General features: G+C 71.7%; 17 protein-coding genes. 3 read left to right on the plus strand and 14 right to left on the minus strand.

Annotation, left to right across the window (positions count from 1 at the left end):
* The first annotated feature begins 21 nt into the window (after positions 1-21).
* The gene (locus tag ACQEVZ_RS17325) at positions 22-354 is read left to right on the plus strand and encodes a PadR family transcriptional regulator (RefSeq protein WP_344503111.1); all 333 of its coding nucleotides are present in this window, start codon (positions 22-24) and stop codon (positions 352-354) included.
* 3 nt (positions 355-357) lie between these two features.
* On the opposite strand, the gene ACQEVZ_RS17330 is transcribed toward ACQEVZ_RS17325, so the two are convergent.
* The 7 genes from ACQEVZ_RS17330 to ACQEVZ_RS17360 form a co-directional block, all read right to left on the minus strand.
* The gene (locus tag ACQEVZ_RS17330) at positions 358-1,041 is read right to left on the minus strand and encodes a permease prefix domain 1-containing protein (protein ID WP_433367574.1); all 684 of its coding nucleotides are present in this window, start codon (positions 1,039-1,041) and stop codon (positions 358-360) included.
* 132 nt (positions 1,042-1,173) lie between these two features.
* Complete coding sequence (cydC, locus tag ACQEVZ_RS17335; protein WP_433367577.1) at positions 1,174-2,745, minus strand: thiol reductant ABC exporter subunit CydC; 1,572 nt, start codon at positions 2,743-2,745, stop codon at positions 1,174-1,176.
* The gene (gene cydD, locus ACQEVZ_RS17340; protein WP_433367580.1) at positions 2,742-4,523 is read right to left on the minus strand and encodes a thiol reductant ABC exporter subunit CydD; all 1,782 of its coding nucleotides are present in this window, start codon (positions 4,521-4,523) and stop codon (positions 2,742-2,744) included. The genes cydC and cydD overlap by 4 nt, the downstream gene beginning before the upstream one ends.
* A gap of 15 nt (positions 4,524-4,538) precedes the next feature.
* Positions 4,539-5,498, minus strand: coding sequence for a cytochrome d ubiquinol oxidase subunit II (locus tag ACQEVZ_RS17345; protein ID WP_344503115.1), 960 nt, complete (start codon positions 5,496-5,498; stop codon positions 4,539-4,541).
* Positions 5,495-6,742, minus strand: a complete 1,248-nt coding sequence (locus ACQEVZ_RS17350) for a cytochrome ubiquinol oxidase subunit I (protein WP_433367584.1) — start codon at positions 6,740-6,742, stop codon at positions 5,495-5,497. Before ACQEVZ_RS17350 ends, ACQEVZ_RS17345 begins: the two co-directional genes overlap by 4 nt.
* Before the next feature lie 108 nt (positions 6,743-6,850).
* Positions 6,851-7,387, minus strand: a complete 537-nt coding sequence (locus tag ACQEVZ_RS17355; protein ID WP_344503117.1) for an ACT domain-containing protein — start codon at positions 7,385-7,387, stop codon at positions 6,851-6,853.
* 1 nt (position 7,388) lies between these two features.
* Positions 7,389-8,162, minus strand: a complete 774-nt coding sequence (locus ACQEVZ_RS17360; protein WP_433367588.1) for an amino acid-binding protein — start codon at positions 8,160-8,162, stop codon at positions 7,389-7,391.
* A gap of 257 nt (positions 8,163-8,419) precedes the next feature.
* Between ACQEVZ_RS17360 and ACQEVZ_RS17365 the strand changes: the two genes are divergently transcribed.
* Both ACQEVZ_RS17365 and ACQEVZ_RS17370 read left to right on the plus strand, forming a co-directional pair.
* The gene (locus ACQEVZ_RS17365; protein WP_344503119.1) at positions 8,420-9,445 is read left to right on the plus strand and encodes a phosphotransferase family protein; all 1,026 of its coding nucleotides are present in this window, start codon (positions 8,420-8,422) and stop codon (positions 9,443-9,445) included.
* Positions 9,445-10,668: an acyl-CoA dehydrogenase family protein gene (locus tag ACQEVZ_RS17370; protein ID WP_433367592.1), complete on the plus strand. Its 1,224-nt coding sequence runs from the start codon at positions 9,445-9,447 to the stop codon at positions 10,666-10,668. Before ACQEVZ_RS17365 ends, ACQEVZ_RS17370 begins: the two co-directional genes overlap by 1 nt.
* Before the next feature lie 93 nt (positions 10,669-10,761).
* Here the strand turns inward: ACQEVZ_RS17370 and ACQEVZ_RS17375 are convergent, their stop codons facing one another.
* From ACQEVZ_RS17375 to ACQEVZ_RS17405, 7 genes are all read right to left on the minus strand, one after another.
* Positions 10,762-11,181 (minus strand): hypothetical protein, encoded by a 420-nt coding sequence (locus tag ACQEVZ_RS17375; protein ID WP_344503121.1) that lies wholly within the window; start codon positions 11,179-11,181, stop codon positions 10,762-10,764.
* 560 nt (positions 11,182-11,741) lie between these two features.
* Entirely contained in the window at positions 11,742-12,800 is a 1,059-nt protein-coding gene (locus tag ACQEVZ_RS17380; RefSeq protein ID WP_344503122.1) for a LacI family DNA-binding transcriptional regulator, read from the minus strand.
* Between the two features lie 92 nt (positions 12,801-12,892).
* Entirely contained in the window at positions 12,893-15,328 is a 2,436-nt protein-coding gene (locus tag ACQEVZ_RS17385) for a GH36-type glycosyl hydrolase domain-containing protein (RefSeq protein ID WP_433367596.1), read from the minus strand.
* Positions 15,329-15,366: 38 nt separating this feature from the next.
* Positions 15,367-16,398, minus strand: a complete 1,032-nt coding sequence (locus tag ACQEVZ_RS17390) for a LacI family DNA-binding transcriptional regulator (protein ID WP_433367599.1) — start codon at positions 16,396-16,398, stop codon at positions 15,367-15,369.
* A 1-nt stretch (position 16,399) separates the two neighbouring features.
* Positions 16,400-17,803, minus strand: a complete 1,404-nt coding sequence (locus ACQEVZ_RS17395) for a GH1 family beta-glucosidase (RefSeq protein WP_433367602.1) — start codon at positions 17,801-17,803, stop codon at positions 16,400-16,402.
* Positions 17,800-18,681: a carbohydrate ABC transporter permease gene (locus ACQEVZ_RS17400; RefSeq protein WP_433376815.1), complete on the minus strand. Its 882-nt coding sequence runs from the start codon at positions 18,679-18,681 to the stop codon at positions 17,800-17,802. The genes ACQEVZ_RS17395 and ACQEVZ_RS17400 overlap by 4 nt, the downstream gene beginning before the upstream one ends.
* A gap of 26 nt (positions 18,682-18,707) precedes the next feature.
* A complete protein-coding gene (locus ACQEVZ_RS17405) occupies positions 18,708-19,694 on the minus strand; it encodes a carbohydrate ABC transporter permease (protein ID WP_363405696.1) in 987 nt (328 codons plus the stop codon).
* Positions 19,695-19,741: the final 47 nt, after the last annotated feature.

The following is a 19,741-nucleotide window of genomic DNA, read 5'->3' on the forward strand; positions in this document are numbered from 1 at the left end:
AAACCCGTAGACTCGCTACACATGAAGGCGGACGCGCTGCGCGGGCATCTCGACGCACTCCTGCTCGCGGTGCTGGACGGCGAGCCCCGCCACGGCTATGCGATCATCGAGGCCCTCCAGGAGCGCAGCGGCGGCTCGCTGGCACTGCCGACGGGCACGGTCTATCCCGCGCTGCGCCGGCTGGAGCGCGCGGGATATGTGGAGAGCGCCTGGTCCACGGTCGGCGGTCGCGAGCGCCGCACCTACAGGCTGACCAGCGCCGGCCGGAAGGTCCTGGCGGAGGAGCGGTCGGCGTGGCAGGAGTTCACGGCCACGATCGGCGCGGTCCTGCTCCCACCGCCCGCGACGGCCTGACCCTCAGGCCCTTGCCGCCGATGTACTGGTGGCCGACACGCACCGGATCGCCAGGCAACCCGCATAGCCGAACGCGGCGGTGTTGACGGCCATGCCGACGAGCACCGGCGGCCAGGTCGCGGCGGCCGGCCACTGGTGGAGGCTCAACGCGAAGACGGTCAGGCCCAGCAGCGCGTGCATGCCGAGAAACACGACCGTCGCCTGGCCGACGAGGCGGGCATACCGCATGCCGTCGCGCAGGAACCGGCTGCCCCACCCGAACCCGACGATCGCGAGCCCGGCGGCCGCCGCGGCGAGGAACGACGTGTACTGGAAGTGGTCGACGAGCACCCAGTAGACGTGGCTGGCGCGCTCGTCGGTGCTCCACTTCGTGTCCCACCACATGAGCGGCTCGAGCAGCGTCATGACCGGCAGCACGAGCGCGATCCACGTCGCGGTGCGGCGGCCCTGCAGCGCGGCGAGCTCGGTCTGGTAGCCGGGCACGACCTGCGGGTGGGTGCCGAAGTCGGCGACGGCCAGGCGCTGCGCGTCGAGCGGCTCGTGGCCCTCGTCCGCGTAGGCCTCGGCGGCGTCGAACAGGCTGTCCCGCGCCTCGGTGATCATCTCCTGCCGGTGCCGGCGCGGCCCACGCAGCGCGGCGGCGAGGCCGTCGACATAGACGTCGATCGGGCCGGCTCCATGGGTCACCCCGTCCACCGCTCAAGGTTCCCACATGGTGGTTGTCCGGCGTCAACCGCCGTTCGTCCGGCCTTCTCCTGACCCGCACGTCCCACCCGCCGCTCGTCAGGCATTCTGCTGACGCGCACGGTCCCGGCGGCGTCAGCCGCTGGTCGTCCGGCCTTCCTCCACGCGCACGACGCGGTCGAACCGGCCGAGCTCCGCCGCGCGGTGCGTCACGACGACCACGGTCCGCTCCCCCGCCGCCCGCAGCGCGCTGTCGAGGACGGCGTCGGCCGCGCCGGCGTCGAGGCCTTCGGTCGGCTCGTCCAGCAGCAGCACGGGCGGCGCCGCCACCAGCGCCCGCGCCAGGAGCAGCCGCTGCCGCTGGCCGCCGGAGAGCTTCCCGCCGTCCTCGCCGACGAGGTCGTCGAGCCGGTCGGCGTACTCGGGCAGCCCGGCGTCCACGAGCGCCTGCCGGAGCGCCGCGTCGTCGAACCCGTCGCGGCCGAGGAGCAGGTTGTCGCGGACCGTCGCGTGGAAGACGTGCGCGTCGGCGAACACGCCCCCGGCCACCCGCCACGCCGCTGCCCCGCCGGGCATGCCGTCGACGGTGCCGGACGCGAGGGGCACCCGGCCGGCGATCGCGGCGAGGAGCGTCGACTTGCCGGACCCGCTGGCCCCGACGACCGCGACCCGGCTCCCCGCCGGCAGCGCGAGGTCGACGTCGGTGAGGGCGGGCGGCAGGTCGTCGCCGTACCGGACGGTCACGCCACGCAGCGCCAGGTCCACGGTGCCGGCCAGCGGCCCGTCGTGCTCGTCCGAAGGCAGGTCGTCGACGGTGGTGGCGAGCAGGGCACGGACCCGGTGCAGGCCGCCGCGCAGCTCGGTCTGCCGGACGGCGGCCGCGGCGAGCGGCACCACGACCTCCCCGACGGCGAGCGCGACCAGCGCGAGCACCGCCGCCGACGAACCGCCGGCGACCACGCCGACCCAGACCGCCACCGCGGCCGGGACGACCGCGGCGATCCCGCCGACGACCGCGGCCACGGTCGCGGACCGGGCCTCCAGCGCGGCGAGCCGGCGGCCCCGCGCCTCGGCGTCGGCGAGCGCCGCGGGCAGCGCCCCGAACGCGGACAGCTCCGCCACCCCGTGCATCACGTCGACGGTCGCGGCCGTCAGCTCGCCCCGGGCCGCGGCGATCGCCCCGCTCCGGGCGGCGGTGAGGCGGTGCCCGGCCCACGGCAGCACGACCCCGGCGACGACGAGCCCGGCCAGCAGCGCCAGCCCCGCGGCAGGGTCGGCGACGGCGAGCCCCGCGACCCCGCCGAGGCCGACGACGGCGGCGACCCCGGCCGGCAGCGCCCCGCGGAGGACGGCGTCCTGCACCCCGTCGACGTCGGAGACGACCCGGCTCAGCACGTCGCCGGACGACACCCGCCCGCGGGACGCGGTGAGCGCGGCGAACGCGCGGGCCCGCAGATCGGCCAGCACCCGGAGGACGGCGTCGTGGCCGGCGAGCCGCTCGGCGTACCGCAGACCGCCCTTGACCAGAGCGAAGCCACGCACCGCCGCGATCGCCACCGACAGCGCCGCCAGGGGTGGCTGCTCTGCCGCCCGGACGATCATCCAGGTGGCGGTGCCGACGAGGCCGATCCCGGCGACCTCCGTCAGCACGCCGAGGAGCCCGGCGAGGACCAGCCGGACGAGCGCGGACGCGGGAATGAGCCTCACGCGGCCACCACCGCGGACGCGACGCCGTCCTTGATCTCGACGACGCGGGTGGCGATCGACAGCAGCGCCGGCCGGTGCGCGACGAGCAGGGCGGTGCGGTCCGCCGCCAGCCGGGCGGCGGCGTCGATCACCGCCGCCTCGCTCGCCGCGTCGAGGCGGGCGGTCGGCTCGTCGAGCAGCAGCAGGTCCGCCGTGTCGCGCCGCAGGAACGCCCGGGCCATGGCGAGCCGCTGCCGCTGGCCGCTGGAGAGCCCGTGCCGGCCGAGGTCGGTGTCGTACCCCTGAGGCAGTGCCCGGATGAACGCGTCGGCGTCCGCGGCGACGGCGGCGTCGACGACATCCTGGGCCAGCACCGGCGAATGCTGATATTTCCGGTTCAGCGGGCGCGGAGCGCCTGATAAACCGGAAGCAGCGCCCGACGAATCCGGAGCAGCACCCGGCGGACCGGAAGCAGCGCCCGGCAGACCGGAAAGCGCGCCTGACGAATCAGGAGAAGCCCCTGACGCGCCGGGAGGAGCGCCGAGGCGGATGTTGTCGGTGACGGTGCCGGCGAAGAGGTGCGGGCGCTGCGGCATCCATGCGAGCCGGGCCCGCCACGCGGTGAGGTCGAGGTCCGCGAGGTCGGCGCCGTCGACGAGCACCCGGCCCGACGCCGGCGTGACGAAGCCGAGCACCAAGGACAGGAGCGTGGACTTGCCGCCGCCGCTCGGGCCGACGAGGGCGACCCTGTCGCCGTGCATCACCTCGAGGGTGAGGTCGCGCAGGGCCACGACGTCGCCGTAGCGCACCTCCACGCGGTCGAACACGAGACCCGCGAAGCGCGCGTCCGGGAGGCGGGGCGCCGCCCGTACCGGCGGAACCGACGCGGCGTCGAGGACCTTGAAGATCTCGGCGGAGGCTGCGAGCCCTTCCTGGCTGGCGTGGAACTTGGTGCCCAGCGCCCGCAGCGGCAGGTACGCCTCCGGGGCGAGCAGCAGCACGACCAGCGCCGCGGCCAGGGTCAGCTTCCCGTCGAGGAGCCGCAGGCCGACGGGCACCGCGACGAGCGCCACCGAGACGGTCGCGACGAGCTCCAGCACGAGCGCGGACAGGAACGCCAGGCGCAGCGTCCGCATCGTCGCGACCCGGTAGGCGTCGGCCATGGCCCGGACCCGGCGGACCTGTGACCGTTCGGCGCCGAACGTGCGCAGCGTCGGCAGGCCGATGACGGTGTCGAGGAAGTGGCCGCCGAGGCGCTGCAGCAGGTGCCACTGGTGCTTGGTGCGGGCGCCGGTCTGCTTGCCGACGAGCACGCCGAAGACCGGGATGAGCGGCAGCGTCACGCCGACCACGATCGCGGAGGTGAGGTCGGTGAACGCGAGCCAGCCGAGCGTGGCGAGCGGGACCGTGACGGCGAGGAACACCTGCGGCAGGTAGGACGAGAGGTACCCGTCGAGCCCGTCGACGCCGCGACCGGCGAGGGTGGCGAGCTCGCCGGCGCGCTGCCCGCCCAGCCAGCCGGGGCCGCGGGCGGTGGCGGCGCCGAGCAGCTCCGCCCGCAGGTGCGCCTTGACGCGGGCGGTCGCGCGCCCGGCGACCGCGCCCGCGACGGCGCCGTGCGCGCCGCGCAGCACGACGAACGCGAGGCAGGTCAGGGCGGCGTTCGTGGTGAAGCCCGTCAGCAACGTGGCGAGGCTGACCGCCTGGCCGACGATCAGGATCGCGGCCAGGACGGCCGAGCCGGCCAGCACCGTCGCATAGTGCCTGACCGGCCCGAGCCGCAGCAGTCTTCTGTCCATGAACGTCCGCGCGCCCTACCAGTAGAGAGGGGTGGGCTGACTCTCCCGCCGCCTGAACAGCCACCAGCAGGAGATCTGCACGGCGACCAGCACGGGCAGCAGCGGCGCCGCGCCGATGGCGAGCAGCCGGAGGGTGTCCCCACCGGCGGCCGCGCTCTCGACGGTCACCGTCGCACCCGGGTCCATCGTGGACGCTAGCACGCCCGGGTACCTGGCCAGGGCCACCGCGATCACGGGTAGGGCGCACGCCACAAGCGTGGCCACGAACGCCCGCCCCGGACGTTTCGCGACGCCGGCGAAGACCAGCGCGGCCACGACGACCGCGGCCAGGACGGTGGCGAGCAGCGGGTTGCGGATGTCCGGCGGGCCCTGCAGATACCAGGCGCCGGCCGCGAGCGCCACGAGGGCCGCGGCGGCAGGCCCGGTCCTCGACGGTGCGCCGACGCCGCGCCAGTTGAGGTACGCCGCGCCGTTGGCCACGACGAGAGCGACGTTGGCGAGCGCGGTGAGCCACACGGCCGGGCTCGCGAGGGGCGCGAAGCCGTGCACGTGGCCGCCGGCGTCCACCGGTACACCGTGCAACACGACACCGAGCAGCAGGCCCCAGCCGGCGGCGAGGACCAGGCCGCCGCCGGTGATGAGCGCGTCGAACCCGCCGCGGCGCACCGCCCGGCCGCGCAGCTGCACGCCGGCGTTCAGGGCGATGAGGCCGAGCACCACGGCGACGATCACCGGGTACGCGGCGCCGAACAGCTCCCCCTCCAGCCGGGGGAACGCGGCGACGAGGACGCCGACGGCACCGACGATCCACACCTCGTTGCCGAGGAACATCGGCCCGATGGCGTTGAGCGCGCCCCGTTTGGCGTCGTCGCTCCTGTACAGCGGCAGCAGCAGCGCGACGCCCTGGTCGAGCCCGCCGAGTGCGAAGTACGTCGCGAACAGCAGCCCCAGAACTGCGAACCAGAACGTGCTCACACCAGCACCTCCTCGCGTGCGGGCAGGGTCTCGGGCAGGAACTCGTCGCCGGGGCCGCGTCTGGCCCTGCGGGCGAGCAGCCACCAGTCGGTGAGGGCGAGCCCGGCGACGAGCACCGTGAAGCCGATCGTCGACAGCGTCAGCGCCCGGTCGCTCATCGGCGAGACGGCGTCGGCGGTCTTGAGCAGCCCGTAGACGGCCCACGGCTGGCGGCCCTCCTCGCGCACGATCCAGCCGGCGATCGCGGTCAGGAACGGCACCGGGATGAGGGCGGTGAGCACCCACAGCATCGGCCGGGCCCAGCGGCGCTTGATGATCGTGTCGCGGATGGTGAGCAGCTGCGCCGCGAGCAGGATCAGGAACAGCAGGTTGGCCACCATGATCATGACGCCGAGGGACGCGCCGACGATGCTGCTGGGGATGTAGTCGCCGGGGCCGTGCTTCGCGACCATCGCCGCCTGCTGGGCGGCGGCCTCGTCGCCGCCGGCGAGCTTCGTCGGCTGGTTGTCGGTGAGCGGGCCGAACTGGACGTAGCCGAAGCCGATGGTGAAGAACACGCCGACCAGCGCGGAGCGCAGGCCGTTGCGCAACGACCTGCGAAAGAAGCCGTCCTCGGTGTCGCGGCGGCGCAGGTGCCAGGCGCTGACGCCGGCGACGAAGATGCCGCCGGTCAGCATGGCGGCCGAGACCGTGTGGCCGAGCGCGAACCACAGGGCGCTGTTGGTGAGCAGCGCGCCGAAGTCGGTGAGCCGGACGGTGCCGGCCGCGTCCAGCGCGTAGCCGACGGGGTGCTGCAGGAACGAGTTGGCGACCATGACCCAGAACGCGGACAGCAGCGCGGTCGCGGCGACGCCCCAGATCAGGGCCAGGTGCAGCTTCTTGTTCAGCTTGCCCCAGCCGAAGAGCCACATGCCGAGCAGCGTCGACTCGAGCACGAACGCGATCAGGGTCTCCATCGCCAGGGGCGCGCCGAACACGTCGCCGGTGAGCCGGTTGAGGCCGCTCCAGTTCAGCCCGATCTCGAACTCCATGACGAGTCCCGTGGCGATGCCGACCGCGTAGTTGATCGCGTACAGCACACCCCAGAAGCGGGCCATCCGCCCGTACACCTCCTCGCCGGTCCGCACGTAGCGGGTCTGCACCGACGCCACGAAGAACACCAGACCGAGCGTGAGCGCGACGAAGAGGAAGTGCAGCGAGGCCGTCACGGCGAACTGCCACCGCGCGGCATCCAGCGCATTCATAGGTTGCCCCCCGACATGTACCCGACCAACATATCGGCAGACTACATGTCAGGGCACAAAAAAGCAGCGCCCGTCCTCCGCCAAGGACGAGCGCTGCTGAGGAACGTCTCAGGCTGCCGTGTTGCGCTTCCCCGCGACGCGGGCCAGGGCGACGAGCGCGTGCGCCCGGGCGTACTCGGCAGGGGTGAAGGCCGGCGCGGGGCGCCGGACGTACAGGGTGCCGCCGGCTGGGTCCTGCAGCTGCATGCCGGTCGACGTGTAGCCCTCGGCGCCCGTGGACGTGTCCGCCCGCCAGGAGATGTCGCAGTCGCCGAGCAGCGCCGCGATCGCCTCCTCCAGGGTCGCCGAGCCGTCCAGGACCTTCCCCGCCAGGGCGAGGACCCGGGTCGGCTCGTCGATGAGGCCCCGCACGTCGGCCTGGGCGACCCACGCGTCGCGGCCCCGGCCGCGCCGCACGGCCTCGGTGAGGTCGGCGACGGTCAGCTCGTCGGGCGCCTCCACGAGGAAGTCGTCGACGGCGCCGGACTCGGTGGTGTGCACCTGGACCGACAGGATGTTGACCTTGCGCAGCGCGAGGCTCGCGGTCAGCACGGACAGGAAACCGGGACGGTCGTCGACCGTCGCGCGGATGCGCCAGAGGGTCATCTCACGCCACCCTGGGGATGGTTGCGCCGGCGGGCGCGGGGGCTCCTGCAACGGAGCCTCCCGCCTTACCCAGCTCCGCCAAGCCAGGCCCCGCCAGCCGATCCCCGAGCACAGATGCGGTTGCACCGACCAGCTGCGCCAGCCGCTCCACCTCGGAACCGTGGAACGGTGGTGCTCCAGCGTCGCCGTCCGCCCCGCCGCGGGCGACGACAAGGACCAGACCTCCACGCTGAAAAGGCGCGACAGCAAGATGGATGCCGTCAGCAGCGCTGATCGCGCGAGGCCGGAGTGGTGCGATGTCCACCTGTGGGGGGACATCCGGAGTGCGCCAGCTGGCGCAGATCACCGAGGAGCCGGACCATGCCTGGGCTCGCGCGCCGCCGCCCGCCCAGTCCGATCCGATGAGGATCGCGACCGCCCAGTCCGCTCCGAACAGTGCCGGCGCCGCGTCCACGACCGTTGCCAGGCCGTGCTGCGGGTTCGCCGCCACCTGTCCGATGAGCGCGACCTCGCGGCCACTGCTCGGCTCCGACAGCTCCGTGCCGCGCCACACACCGTCCACGCGAACGCCTGGGATCGCCGCAAGACCGGTGAGGACACGATCGACGGGGGCCGAAGCCGGCCACACCACGGTGAGGTCGTCCACCGCGCGGCCACCGACCCGTTCCAGCACAACGACCGAAACGATGTCGGCGCCGACCACACCCAGCGTCCGGGCGACCTGCCCGAGTGAGCCGGGACGGTCAGGTAGCGCCACTCTCAGCCGCAACAGCATCGACGTCGACCTCCCTGTTCGTCCTTGGCTGACGTGTACGCCGCCGTTGGTGTACGTCACCTGTTTGTTTCTCCGGTACTGCCGTTCTTTGGTGCTGAGAACAGCTTGCCGATCCCGGGTTTCCGCGCCGTTTCGCCGCCGTATCGATGCCGGAACGTCTCCGGGTCCTCCCAAAGCCCCAGGGAAACGGACATTTGGCGGTGAAATACCTGGCTCGACTCTTGACAGAGAACGCGTCTCACCCCTGGACTGGCCGGATGAGCACCCCGCCCGGTCTCGACCTCGCCCGCCTCGCGGCGTACCTCCAGGACAAGGCTCCTGGGCTCGTCACCGAACCCATCCAGGCCGAGCTCATCGCCGGCGGCCGGTCCAACCTGACCTACATCGTCAACGAGGTCTTCGTGCTGCGCCGCCCGCCCCTCGGGCACGTCCTCGCCACCGCGCACGACATGGCCAGGGAGCACCGGATCATCTCCGCGCTCGGCCCGACGACCGTGCCGGTCCCGGAGGCGCTGCTGCTGTGCGAGGACGACAGCGTCCTCGGCGCGCCGTTCTACCTGATGTCCCGGGTGCCCGGGGTGGTGCTGCGCAGTCGCAGGCAGACCGACGCGCTCGGCGAGGAGGCGCGGCGCGAGGTCGCGTTCGCGATGATGGACACCCTCGCCGACCTGCACCGCGTCGACCCCGCCGGGATCGGCCTGGGCGACTTCGGCCGGCCCGAGGGCTTCCTGGAGCGGCAGGTCCGCCGCTGGTCGAAGCAGCTGGCCCAGTCTACGAGCCGCGACCTGCCCGACGCCGCACAGCTGCGGGACCGGCTCGCCGCCACGATCCCCGTCTCCGCCACCACCGCGATCGTGCACGGCGACTACCGGCTCGACAACCTCATCGTCGACCCCGCCCGCCTGAAGGTCGCGGCCGTCCTCGACTGGGAGATGGCCACCATCGGCGACCCGCTCACCGACCTGGGGCTGCTGCTGGCGTACTGGACGGTGCTGGACCGCCTGAAGCTCGGCTTCAACCCGATCGCCGACGGGCTGGGGGCCGACGCCGGGTTCCCGTCCGGCGACGAGCTGCTCCAGCGCTACGCCGTCTCCAGCGGCGCGGCGCTGGACGACCTGCACTGGTACGTCGCGATGGCCTGCTACAAGCTGGCCGTCATCCTCGAGGGCATCCACTTCCGCTACACCAGCGGCCAGACGGTCGGCGCCGGCTTCGACCAGATCGGCGCGCTGGTCCCGCCCCTGCTCGCGCAGGGTCTCGCAGCGATCAACGGAGAGAGCTGATGGACTTCCGCTTCGACACGCGCACCGCCGAGCTGCACGAGAAGCTCACCGACTTCATGCAGGAGGAGGTGTATCCGGCCGAGCCCCGCTTCGAGGCGGAGCTGGCCGCGCTCAGCGCGGGTTCAGGCGACCCGTGGGCGCGCCCCGCGGTCATCGAGGAGCTGAAGGCGTCGGCCCGCGACCGCGGCCTGTGGAACCTGTTCCTGCCCGACGACCGCTTCGGCGCCGGCCTCACCAACCTGCAGTACGCGCCGCTCGCCGAGATCACCGGCCGCAGCCCGCACCTGGCGCCCGAGGCGCTCAACTGCGCCGCGCCCGACACCGGCAACATGGAGGTCCTCGCCGGGTTCGGCTCGCCGGGGCAGCAGGACCGCTGGCTCAAACCCCTGCTGGAAGGCCAGATCCGGTCCGCGTTCTGCATGACCGAACCCGACGTCGCCTCGTCCGACGCGACCAACATCGCCACCCGGATCGAGCGCGACGGCGACTCGTACGTCATCAACGGCCGCAAATGGTGGTCCTCCGGCGCCATGAACCCCAACTGCGCCGTCTTCATCGTGATGGGCAAGTCGGACCCCTCCGCCGAGCGGCACCGGCAGCAGAGCATGATCCTCGTCCCGCGGGACACCCCGGGCGTCACCGTCAAGCGCGGCATGCATGTGTTCGGCTACACCGACGCCGCCCACGGCGGTCACGCGGAGGTGGAGTTCGCCGATGTACGGGTCCCCGCCGACCACCTCATCGCCGAGGAGGGCTCGGGGTTCGCGATCGCGCAGGCCCGTCTCGGCCCGGGCCGCATCCACCACTGCATGCGGCTCATCGGCATGGCGGAGCGCGCCCTGCAGCTGATGTGCGAGCGGGTCAGCGAGCGGATCGCGTTCGGCCGCCCCCTGGCCGAGCAGGGCGTGGTGCGCGACTGGATCGCCGAGTCCCGCGTCCGCATCGAACAGGCCCGGCTCCTGGTCCTGAAGACCGCCTGGCTGATGGACACCGTCGGCAACAAGGGCGCCCACACCGAGATCCAGGCGATCAAGATCGCGGTGCCGCAGATGACCGAATGGGTCGTCGACAAGGCCATCCAGGCCCACGGCGCGGCCGGCGTCAGCCAGGACACCCCGCTCGCCGCCCTCTGGTCACAGGCCCGGACGCTGCGCCTGGCCGACGGCCCCGACGAGGTGCACCGCGCGTCCCTCGCCAAGCGTGAGCTGCGCAAGTACAGCTGAGCTCCTGAAGACGGGCCTGAAGAGGGCCTGAAGAGGGCCTGGAGACGGGCTTGAAAACGGGCCGCCCCCTGCCTCCGGGGGCGGCCCGTTCGCTCATTCCGCGACGCGGTACGGGGCCGGTGCCTCGTACGTGGCGGACGGCAGGTCCTCCACGTCCTCGAAGCGCTCCTGCGCCGCCTGGATCGCCTTCGGTGCCGAAGCGGCGGCCGCCCAGCCGACCGCGATCCCACCGAGCACGGCGATCGCGATCCAGCCCCACGGCTTGCGCTGCTTCCGCCCCGACAACGCGTCGAACGCCAGGCTCGCCCGGTGCCACGCCTCGTCCGCCGCGGACCCGACCCGGTCCGACGCCGTGCCGTACCGGCTCGACGCCTCATCCGCGAGGTCATACGCCCGGTCCTTCACCGACCCGCCGACCGAACGCGCCGACTCGACCGCGGACACCAGATAGTCCCAGGCGTCCTCAGCCACGCTCTCCGCGCGCCGCTTACCCTTCTTCCACTGTGCGGTCATCTCAGCCACCTCTCCTCCATTGACCGCTTTCCCGATCCCCACCTCCCGCAAACTGCGCTGTGCTTCCGCCCCACCGCTGCGCGGCGGGTCCCGGCGGGGATTCTCACCCGCACCCCAATGCGCCGCTGCGCGGCGCACTGCCGGCCACCGACCTTCACGCCGCTCCCACGGTTGATCGAATTGCAGTTCTGGCCGCCATCACAGCCAGATCCGTCATTCGATCAAGCGGCGGCCAAGAAAGACCGGCACCCGGGCGACACCACCCCACTGCCCGGCCCACCGGCGCGCATCCTCATGATCCGGAAGACTTTGTGCTGCTATGACGACAAGAACTCTTCCGGATCACGTGATGCGCGAAGACCACAACCGCTCGGGATCACGGCTGACGGCAGCCGTCCGGGGTGATCGCGGGCGGCGCGGTTTCCGTGATCCGGAAGACTTTGTGCTGCTCTGGCGACATAAAGTCTTCCGGATCACGAGAAGCAGTGCGGCGCGGAGCGGCGCATTGGGGCCGCGGGTGAGAATCCCCGCCGGGCCCCGCCGCGGCAGCGGTGGGGGAATTACAGCGTGCTGGCGCGTTCGACCAGGTGGGTTTCGACCATGACGGCGGTGGGGGCGGCGCCGGCGATGCGGGCGAGCAGCAGCCGGACCATCTCGCGGCCCATGGCCTCGACGGGCTGGTGGACGGTGGTCAGGGGCGGGTCGGTCTGGCGGGCGATGGCGACGTCGTCGAAGCCGACCAGGGAGACGTCCGACGGGACGCGCTTGCCGAGCTCGCGCAGGGCCCGCAGCGCGCCGACGGCCATCAGGTCGGAGGCGGCGAAGACGGCGTCGACCGAGGGGTCGCGGGCGAGCAGCTCACGGACGGCCACCTCGCCCGAGGCCTCGCTGAAGTCGCCGTAGGCGATGAGGGACTCGTCGGCGGGCAGGCCGGCGCGGTCGAGGGCCTCGCGGTAGCCGGCGAGGCGGGACACGCCGGCGGCCATGTCCTGCGGGCCGGCGATCGCGGCGATCCGGCGGCGGCCGCGGTCCAGGAGGTGGCCGACGGCCAGGCGCGCGCCGCCCTCGTTGTCGGCATCCACAAAGGCCACGTCGGAAGAGGCGCCGCCGGAGGACGACAGCATGCGGGCGGGGCGGCCGCCGAGGACGACGGGGAGGCCGCGCTGCTCCAGCAGCTGCGGCAGCGGGTCGGCGTCGTGCAGGGAGAGCAGCATGACGCCGTCGACGTGCTGGTTGGTGAGGTGGTGCTCGACGCGCTGGCGCTCCGCCGGGGACTGGGCCATAGCGAGCCACAGTTGCAGCTGGGTGTCGGCGAGGGCGGAGCTGACGCCGCGGACGATGCCGGCGAAGAACGGCTCGCCGAAGACCCGCTCCTCCGACTCCGACACGACGAGCGCGACGGAGTCGGTGCGCTGCGTGACGAGGGCTCGGGCAGCGCGGTTGGGGACGTAGCCGAGCTCGTCGATCGCCTTCTGCACGGCCGCCCGCGCTTCCGGGCTCACCTGCGGCGAGCCGTTGACGACCCGCGAGACCGTGCCCCGCCCCACGCCGGCGCGCGAGGCGACCTCGTCGAGGGTGGGGCGGCCCGCGGAACGGGGGCGGCTGTTGGTGGAAGACACGCCCCATTGTGCGCACACGTTCGCGATCTTGCAGCCGCGGTGCCCCGGAATCGCGACACCGCGGCGGCAAAGCCAAAGCAAAACCAAACGATCTACGACAAAAGCGCCTCGACCTGCACCGAGCTGCCGGCCGGGGCGACCGGCAGGACGCCGCCGTCGACGGGCACGCCGTCGACGACGAGCGAGCACGAGGTCGCCGGGACGCCGGGCTCCTTGTGGACCGTGATGGTGTACGTCGCGCCGCGGAAGCGCCGTACCGCCGAGAAACCGGACCAGGACGAGGGGATGACCGGCGCGATCCGCAGGCCGGACAGCTCCGGCCGGATGCCCAGGATCCACTGCGTCACGGCCGCGTAGTTCCACGCGGCGGTCCCGGTCAGCCAGGAGTTCTTCGCCTCGCCGTGGGTGGGCGCGTCGCGGCCGGCGATCATCTGCGCGTAGACGTACGGCTCGCAGCGGTGCAGGTCGCCGATCTCCTCGCGGGCCGACGGGTTGATCCGCTTGTAGTAGTCGAACGCGCCGTCGCCGTTGCCGACCATCGCCTCGGCGATCATGAGCCACGGGTTCGTGTGGCAGAAGATCCCGGCGTTCTCCTTGTACCCCGGCGGGTAGGAGGAGATCTCGCCGAGCTCGATGCGGTACGACGAGAACGCCGGCTGCTGCAGCACGATGCCGTGCGGGGTGGCGAGCCGCTCGCGGACGCTGGCCAGGGCGCGCACGGCGGTGCCGTCGTCCAGGCCGACGCCGCCCATGATGCACATGCCCTGCGGCTCGATGAAGATCTGGCCCTCGTCGTTGGACGCGGAGCCGATGACGTTGCCGTGGAAGTCGTACGCGCGGCGGAACCACGCGCCGTCCCAGCCGTGCTCGGCGATCGAGCCGGTCATCTTCTCCGCGGCGGTCAGGTAGGCCGCCGGATCGTCGTCCTTGTGAACAGCCAGCTCGGCGAGCGAGCGGGCGGCGAGGACGAACTGGCCGGCGATGAACACCGACTCCGCCACGCCGCCGGTGGCGTTCTCCGTGGTCTGGAAGGGCTCGCCGGGCGTGTCGGAGAAGCAGTTGAGGTTGAGGCAGTCGTTCCAGTCGGCCCGGCCGATCAGCGGGAGGCCGTGCGGCCCGAGGCGTTCGGTGGTGTACCGGAGCGACAGCTTGAGGTGCTCGTACAGCGACTGCTCGCTGCCGGGCGCGTTGTCGAACGGCACGGGCTCGTCGAGGATGCTCCAGTCGCCGCTCTCCTTGATGTACGCGGAGACGCCGAGGATGAGCCACAGCGGGTCGTCGTTGAAGCCGGACCCGATGTCGTTGTTCCCGCGCTTCGTCAGCGGCTGGTACTGATGGTATGCGCCACCGGTCGGCAGCTGCGTGGCGGCGATGTCGAGGATCCGCTCGCGGGCCCGCTCCGGGATCATGTGGACGAAGCCGAGCAGGTCCTGGTTCGAGTCGCGGAAGCCCATCCCGCGGCCGATCCCCGACTCGTACAGCGACGTCGACCGGCTCATGTTGAACGTGACCATGTTCTGGTACGCGTTCCAGATGTTCACCATGCGGTCGGTGTCGGCGTCGGGGGTCTGCACGCGCAGCCCGCCGAGCAGCTCCTCCCAGCGCGCGGCGAGCGCGGCGAGGCCGGCGTCGACGGTCTCCTGGGCCAGCCAGGTGGCGACCTTCGCCTGCGCGCCGGCCTTGTTGATCGTCTGCGAGCCCGGCGGGTCGAACTTCGCGTCGCGGGGGTTCTCCCAGTACCCGAGGACGAAGCCGATCTCGCGGGTCTCCCCCGGCTCGAGGGTGAGCTTCACGTGGTGCGACCCGTGCGGCTGCCAGCCGTGGGCGATCGAGTCGCCGGACTCGCCGCGCTCGACGGCGAGGGGCCGGTCCCAGGAGCGGTAGGGGCCGAGGAACGCCTCCCGGGACGTGTCGAAGCCGGCGAGCGGCTCGCTGCACGCGAAGTAGGCGAAGTGGTCGCGGCGCTCCCGGTACTCCGTCTTGTGGTAGATGACGCCGTCGACGACCTCGACCTGGCCGGTGTTGAAGTTGCGCTGGTAGTTGGTGGCGTCGTCCTGCGCGTCCCACAGGCAGAACTCGATCGACGAGAACGCCGACAGCGACACGGCCGTGTCCCGCTCGTTCGTGACCTTGAGCCGCCACACCTCGAGGGTCTCGCCGAGCGGCACGAAGTAGAGCGTCTCGGCCTTGATCCCGCGGTACCGGGAGGCGACACGCGTGTAGGACAGCCCGTGCCGGCACTCGTAGTCGTCGAGCTCGGTCTGCGTCGGCTGCCAGGTGGGCGACCAGAACTCGGCTTCGTCGCGCAGGTAGATGTAGCGGCCGCCGAGGTCCATCGGCGCGTTGTTGTACCGGTAGCGGGTCAGCCGGCGCAGCCGGGCGTCGCGGTAGAACGAGTAGCCGCCGGCGGTGTTGGAGATGATGCCGAAGTACGCCTCGGTGCCGAGGTAGTTGATCCAGGGCAGCGGGGTGTCTGGTCGGTCGATGACGTACTCGCGGCGTTCGTCGTCGAAGTGGCCGAAGCGCACGGTGTGCCTCCTGCTGGGGGGATTGAGACTGCGCTGCTTCAGGCGGACTCGCGGACCACGAGGTGCGTGTCGAGCACAGTCGAGTGGGCCGGCCCGCCGGCGATGCGGGCCAGCAGGAGCCTGGCCATCTCGCGCCCCATGCCCTCCACCGACTGGTGCACGGTGGTGAGCGGCGGCTGGGTCTGCCGGGCCACGGCGGAGTCCTCGAACCCGACCACGGCCACGTCGGAGGGCACCCGCCGGCCCAGCTCACGCAGGGCGCGGATGGCGCCGGCGGCCATCAGGTCGGAGGCGGCGAAGACGGCGTCGAGTCCGGGGTTGAGATGGATGAGGCGGTGCATCGCGTCGGCCCCGCTCGCCTCGCTGAAGTCGCCGTACGCGATGAGTCGCTGATCGTGCGGGAGGGACGCCAGGCGCAGCGCCTCCCGGTAACCGCGAAGGCGGGCGATGCCCACCGCCATGTCCTGCGGGCCGGCGATCACCGCGATGCAGTGGCGACCGAGGCCGATCAGGTGCTCGACGGCGGTGCGAGCGCCGCCCTCGTTGTCGTTGTCCACGTAGGCGACCTCGTTGTCGCCCCCGCCCGCCTGCTCGATCTCGAGCATGTGCGCCGGCCGCCCACCGAGGACGGTCGGCAGCCCCCGCTTGCCGAGCAGCGCCGGGAGCGGGTCGTCGTCGTGCAGGGAGAGCAGCAGCACCCCGTCCACGTGCTGGTCGGACAGGTGCCGCTCGACCATGAGCCGCTGCGACGGCGACTGCGCCATCGCGAGCCACAGCTGCAGGGACGTGTCGGCCAGCACGTTGCTGACGCCACGGACGATGCCGGCGAAGAACGGCTCGCCGAAGACCCGCTCCTCCGACTCGGACACCACGAGGGCGACCGAGTCGGTGCGGCGGGTGACGAGGGCGCGGGCGGCCCGGTTGGGCACGTACCCGAGCTCTTCGACGGCACGGGCGACGGCGGCGCGAGCCTCCGGGCTGACCTGCGGCGAGCCGTTGATCACCCGGGAGACCGTGCCGCGCCCGACGCCGGCGCGCGCGGCCACCTCGTCCAGCGTCGGGCGGCGCACGTTACTCGCCGAGGCCGTTGTGCTTGATGACCTCGCGGAACCGGTGGCCGCTGGCCTTGACCGTGCGCTGCTGCGTGTCGTAGTCGACCCGGATCATGCCGAACCGCTTGGTGTAGCCCCACGCCCATTCGAAGTTGTCCAGCAGCGACCAGGCGAAGTAACCGCTCAATGGTGCGCCGGCGGCGATCGCGTCGTGGCAGGCCCGGAAGTGCGCGTCGAAGTAGGCGACCCGGTCGGTGTCCTCCACCGTGCCCTCGTCGGTGACGGTGTCGATGTACGCGGCGCCGTTCTCCGTGATGTACAGCGGGACCGCCGGGTAGTCGCGGGCGACGCGGGTCAGCGTCTCGGTGAGGCCCGGGGCGTCGACCTCCCAGTTCATGTCGGTGACGGGTACGCCGGGCCGCTTGAGGAACCGGACGGTCTCGCTGCCGGGCCACGACGTCGGCGCCCGCCAGTAGGGCTCGGCGGGGACGTCGGGGTCCTCGCCGGCCACCACGTGGCGGCTGTAGTAGTTGATGCCCAGCAGGTCCAGCGGCTGCGCGATCTGCTTGTGGTCGCCGTCGCGGACGAAGCCGAAGTCGCTGATCCCCCGCAGGTCGGCCATCACGTCCGCCGGGTACGAGCCGAGCAGCACCGGGTCGAGGAAGATCCGGTTGGCGAGCCCGTCGATGCGCCGGGCCGCGTCGAGGTCCCCGGGCTTCGTCTCGTCGGCCGCGGAGATCGCGTACAGGTTGAGCGTGATGCCGAGCTGCGCGGTGGGATCCGCGGCGCGGATCGACTCGATCGCCTGGCCGTGGCCGAGGAGCAGGTGGTGCATGGCGGCCAGGGCGTCGGGCGCGTGCTGGCGGCCCGGCGCGTGGACGCCCGACGCGTAGCCGAGGAACGCCGAGCACCACGGCTCGTTGAACGTCGTCCAGTGGCGGACCCGGTCGCCGAGCGCGCCGTGCACGAGCGTGGCGTAGTCGGCGAACCGGGCCGCGGTGTCGCGGGCGGGCCAGCCGCCCGCGTCTTCCAGCTCCTGGGGCAGGTCCCAGTGGTACAGCGTCACCCAGGGGGTGATGTCGTGCGACAGCAGCTCGTCGACGAGCCGCCGGTAGAAGTCCAGGCCCTTGGCGTTGGCCGGCCCCGACCCGCCCGGCTGGACGCGCGGCCACGCGACGGAGAACCGGTAGGCGTTGATGCCCAGGTCCTTCATCAGTCCCACGTCCTCGCGGAAGCGGTGGTAATGATCGCAGGCCACGTCGCCGGTGTCCCCGCCCAGTGTCTTGCCCGGGGTGTGGCTGAACGTGTCCCAGATCGAGGGGGTGCGGCCGTCCTCCCGGGCGGCCCCCTCGATCTGGTACGACGCGGTCGCCGCACCCCACACGAAACCGGGTGGGAACGTCAGCGGGTCGATGCTGGTCACGCCTTGACCGAACCTTCCATGATGCCGCCGATGATCTGACGGCCGAATGCGATGAACACCAGGAGCAGCGGCACGATCGCAAGAGCTGTCCCGGTAAAGACTTGCACGTAGTCGGTCTTGTAATAACCGGTGGCGAGAATGTTCAGTGAAACTTGCACGGTCGGGGTGTCGCCATTGAGCACGACGTAGGGCCAGAGGAAGTCGTTCCAGGTCTCCATGAACGTGAGCAGGCCCAGCACCGCCGCCGCCGGACGCAGCGCGGGCAGCACGACCGACCAGTACGTCCGCCAGGTGGAGGCGCCGTCGACGCGGGCGGCCTCGATGAGCTCGTCGCTGATCGCGGACTCCGCGTACTGCCGGATCATGAACACGCCGAAGCCCTTGACCAGGAACGGCACGATGACCGCCTGGAGGGTGTTCGTCCAGTCGAACTTCACCATGAGCAGGTACAGCGGAATGATGTTGACCTGGGTCGGGATCATCATCGTGAGGATGATGATCAGCAGCAGGGCGTTCTTCCCGCGGAACTTCAGCTTCGCGAAGGCGAAGCCTGCGAGCGTGGAGAAGAACACCACTGACAAGGTTACACACGACGACACGATGGCCGAGTTGATCAGGCCGTAGACGAAGTTGGCGTCGGTGTTGGCCAGCACCCGCGAGGCGTTGTCGAAGAAGTTCGGGCCGGGCGTGAGCGGCGGCGGGATGTCGGTGACCGCGCTGTTGTCCCGCGAGGCCACGATGAAGGACCACAGGATCGGGAAGACCGACAGCACGATCGTGATGATCAGCGCGAGGTACGTCAGCGGGCTGGCGTCCCACAGCGCGGACGACGCACTGCGGACCCTGCCCTTCTTCCCCGGCGGCGGCGTGCCCGGCATGCTCCTTGGCCGCGTCATAGTCGTGCTCATGAGGTCTGCCCCTTGACGGATCGGCGCACCAGAGCGAAGTTGATCAGCGCGAAGATCAGGATGATCACGAACAGCAGCCAGGAGATCGCGGCGCCGCGGCCCACGTTGTAGTTGTTCGTGAACGTGGTCTCGTAGATGTACATCGCGACGGTCTGGAACTCGTTGAGCGAGCCACCCTGGATGCGGCCGTAGTTGAACAGCAGCGGCTCGGTGAACAGCTGCATGCCGCCGATCGTCGAGATGATCACGGTGAAGAGGATCGTCGGCTGGATGAGCGGCACGGTGATCCGCCAGAACCGGCGGGCCGCGGACGCGCCGTCCAGCGACGCCGACTCGTACAGCTCCTTCGGGATCGCCTGCATCGCCGCCAGGTAGATGAGGGCGTTGTAGCCGGTCCAGCGCCAGTCGACCATGAACGCGATCGCGGTCCACGACGACCAGCGGTGGTTGCGCCACTCGACGGGGTCCAGGTGCAGGCTCTGCAGCAGCCAGTTCGCCAGGCCGTACCGGTCGGCGAAGATCAGGCCGAAGACGATGCCGACGGCGGCGACCGAGGTGATGTTGGGGATGAGGACACCCATGCGGATCGCGGTGCGGGCCCGCATCTTCTTGTTGAGCCAGCTCGCGATGAGCAGCGCGAAGATGAGCTGCGGCACGGTCGCGACGATGAACAGGCCGAACGTGTTGAAGATGACGATCCAGAAGTGCTCGTCCCAGAGGACCTTGCGGTAGTTCTCGAGCCCGACGAAGCCCGCGTCGCCACCCGTCAGGGTGTTCTTCCGGGTCGACAGGATGGCGGTGTAGACCAGCGGGTACGCGCCGAACACCGCGAACAGGACGAAGAACGGCGCGACGAACAGGTACGGCGACAGTCGCAGGTCGAGCCGCCCGACCCGCACGGAGCGCCGCGACGCTGGTTTCGGTGGCCCGGCGGGGGCGCGCCCGTGGCGAGGCCCGGTGACCTCGCCGACGTTGGTAGCCATGGGGGGTGGATCCCTTCCGATCAACGGGCTATGTGGAGGACGGAGGC

This window comes from Dactylosporangium sp. CA-152071, assembly GCF_050936335.1.
GTDB classification, from domain to species: Bacteria; Actinomycetota; Actinomycetes; order Mycobacteriales; family Micromonosporaceae; genus Dactylosporangium; species Dactylosporangium maewongense.

Coding starts and splice junctions, on each gene's coding strand:
- ACQEVZ_RS17325 (WP_344503111.1), top strand. CDS start 22: ATGAAGGCGGACGCGCTGCGCGGGCATCTCGACGCACTCCTGCTCGCG.
- cydD (WP_433367580.1), bottom strand. CDS start 4,523: ATGGACAGAAGACTGCTGCGGCTCGGGCCGGTCAGGCACTATGCGACG.
- ACQEVZ_RS17350 (WP_433367584.1), bottom strand. CDS start 6,742: ATGAATGCGCTGGATGCCGCGCGGTGGCAGTTCGCCGTGACGGCCTCG.
- ACQEVZ_RS17355 (WP_344503117.1), bottom strand. CDS start 7,387: ATGACCCTCTGGCGCATCCGCGCGACGGTCGACGACCGTCCCGGTTTC.
- ACQEVZ_RS17360 (WP_433367588.1), bottom strand. CDS start 8,162: ATGCTGTTGCGGCTGAGAGTGGCGCTACCTGACCGTCCCGGCTCACTC.
- ACQEVZ_RS17365 (WP_344503119.1), top strand. CDS start 8,420: ATGAGCACCCCGCCCGGTCTCGACCTCGCCCGCCTCGCGGCGTACCTC.
- ACQEVZ_RS17370 (WP_433367592.1), top strand. CDS start 9,445: ATGGACTTCCGCTTCGACACGCGCACCGCCGAGCTGCACGAGAAGCTC.
- ACQEVZ_RS17375 (WP_344503121.1), bottom strand. CDS start 11,181: ATGACCGCACAGTGGAAGAAGGGTAAGCGGCGCGCGGAGAGCGTGGCT.
- ACQEVZ_RS17400 (WP_433376815.1), bottom strand. CDS start 18,681: ATGCCGGGCACGCCGCCGCCGGGGAAGAAGGGCAGGGTCCGCAGTGCG.
- ACQEVZ_RS17405 (WP_363405696.1), bottom strand. CDS start 19,694: ATGGCTACCAACGTCGGCGAGGTCACCGGGCCTCGCCACGGGCGCGCC.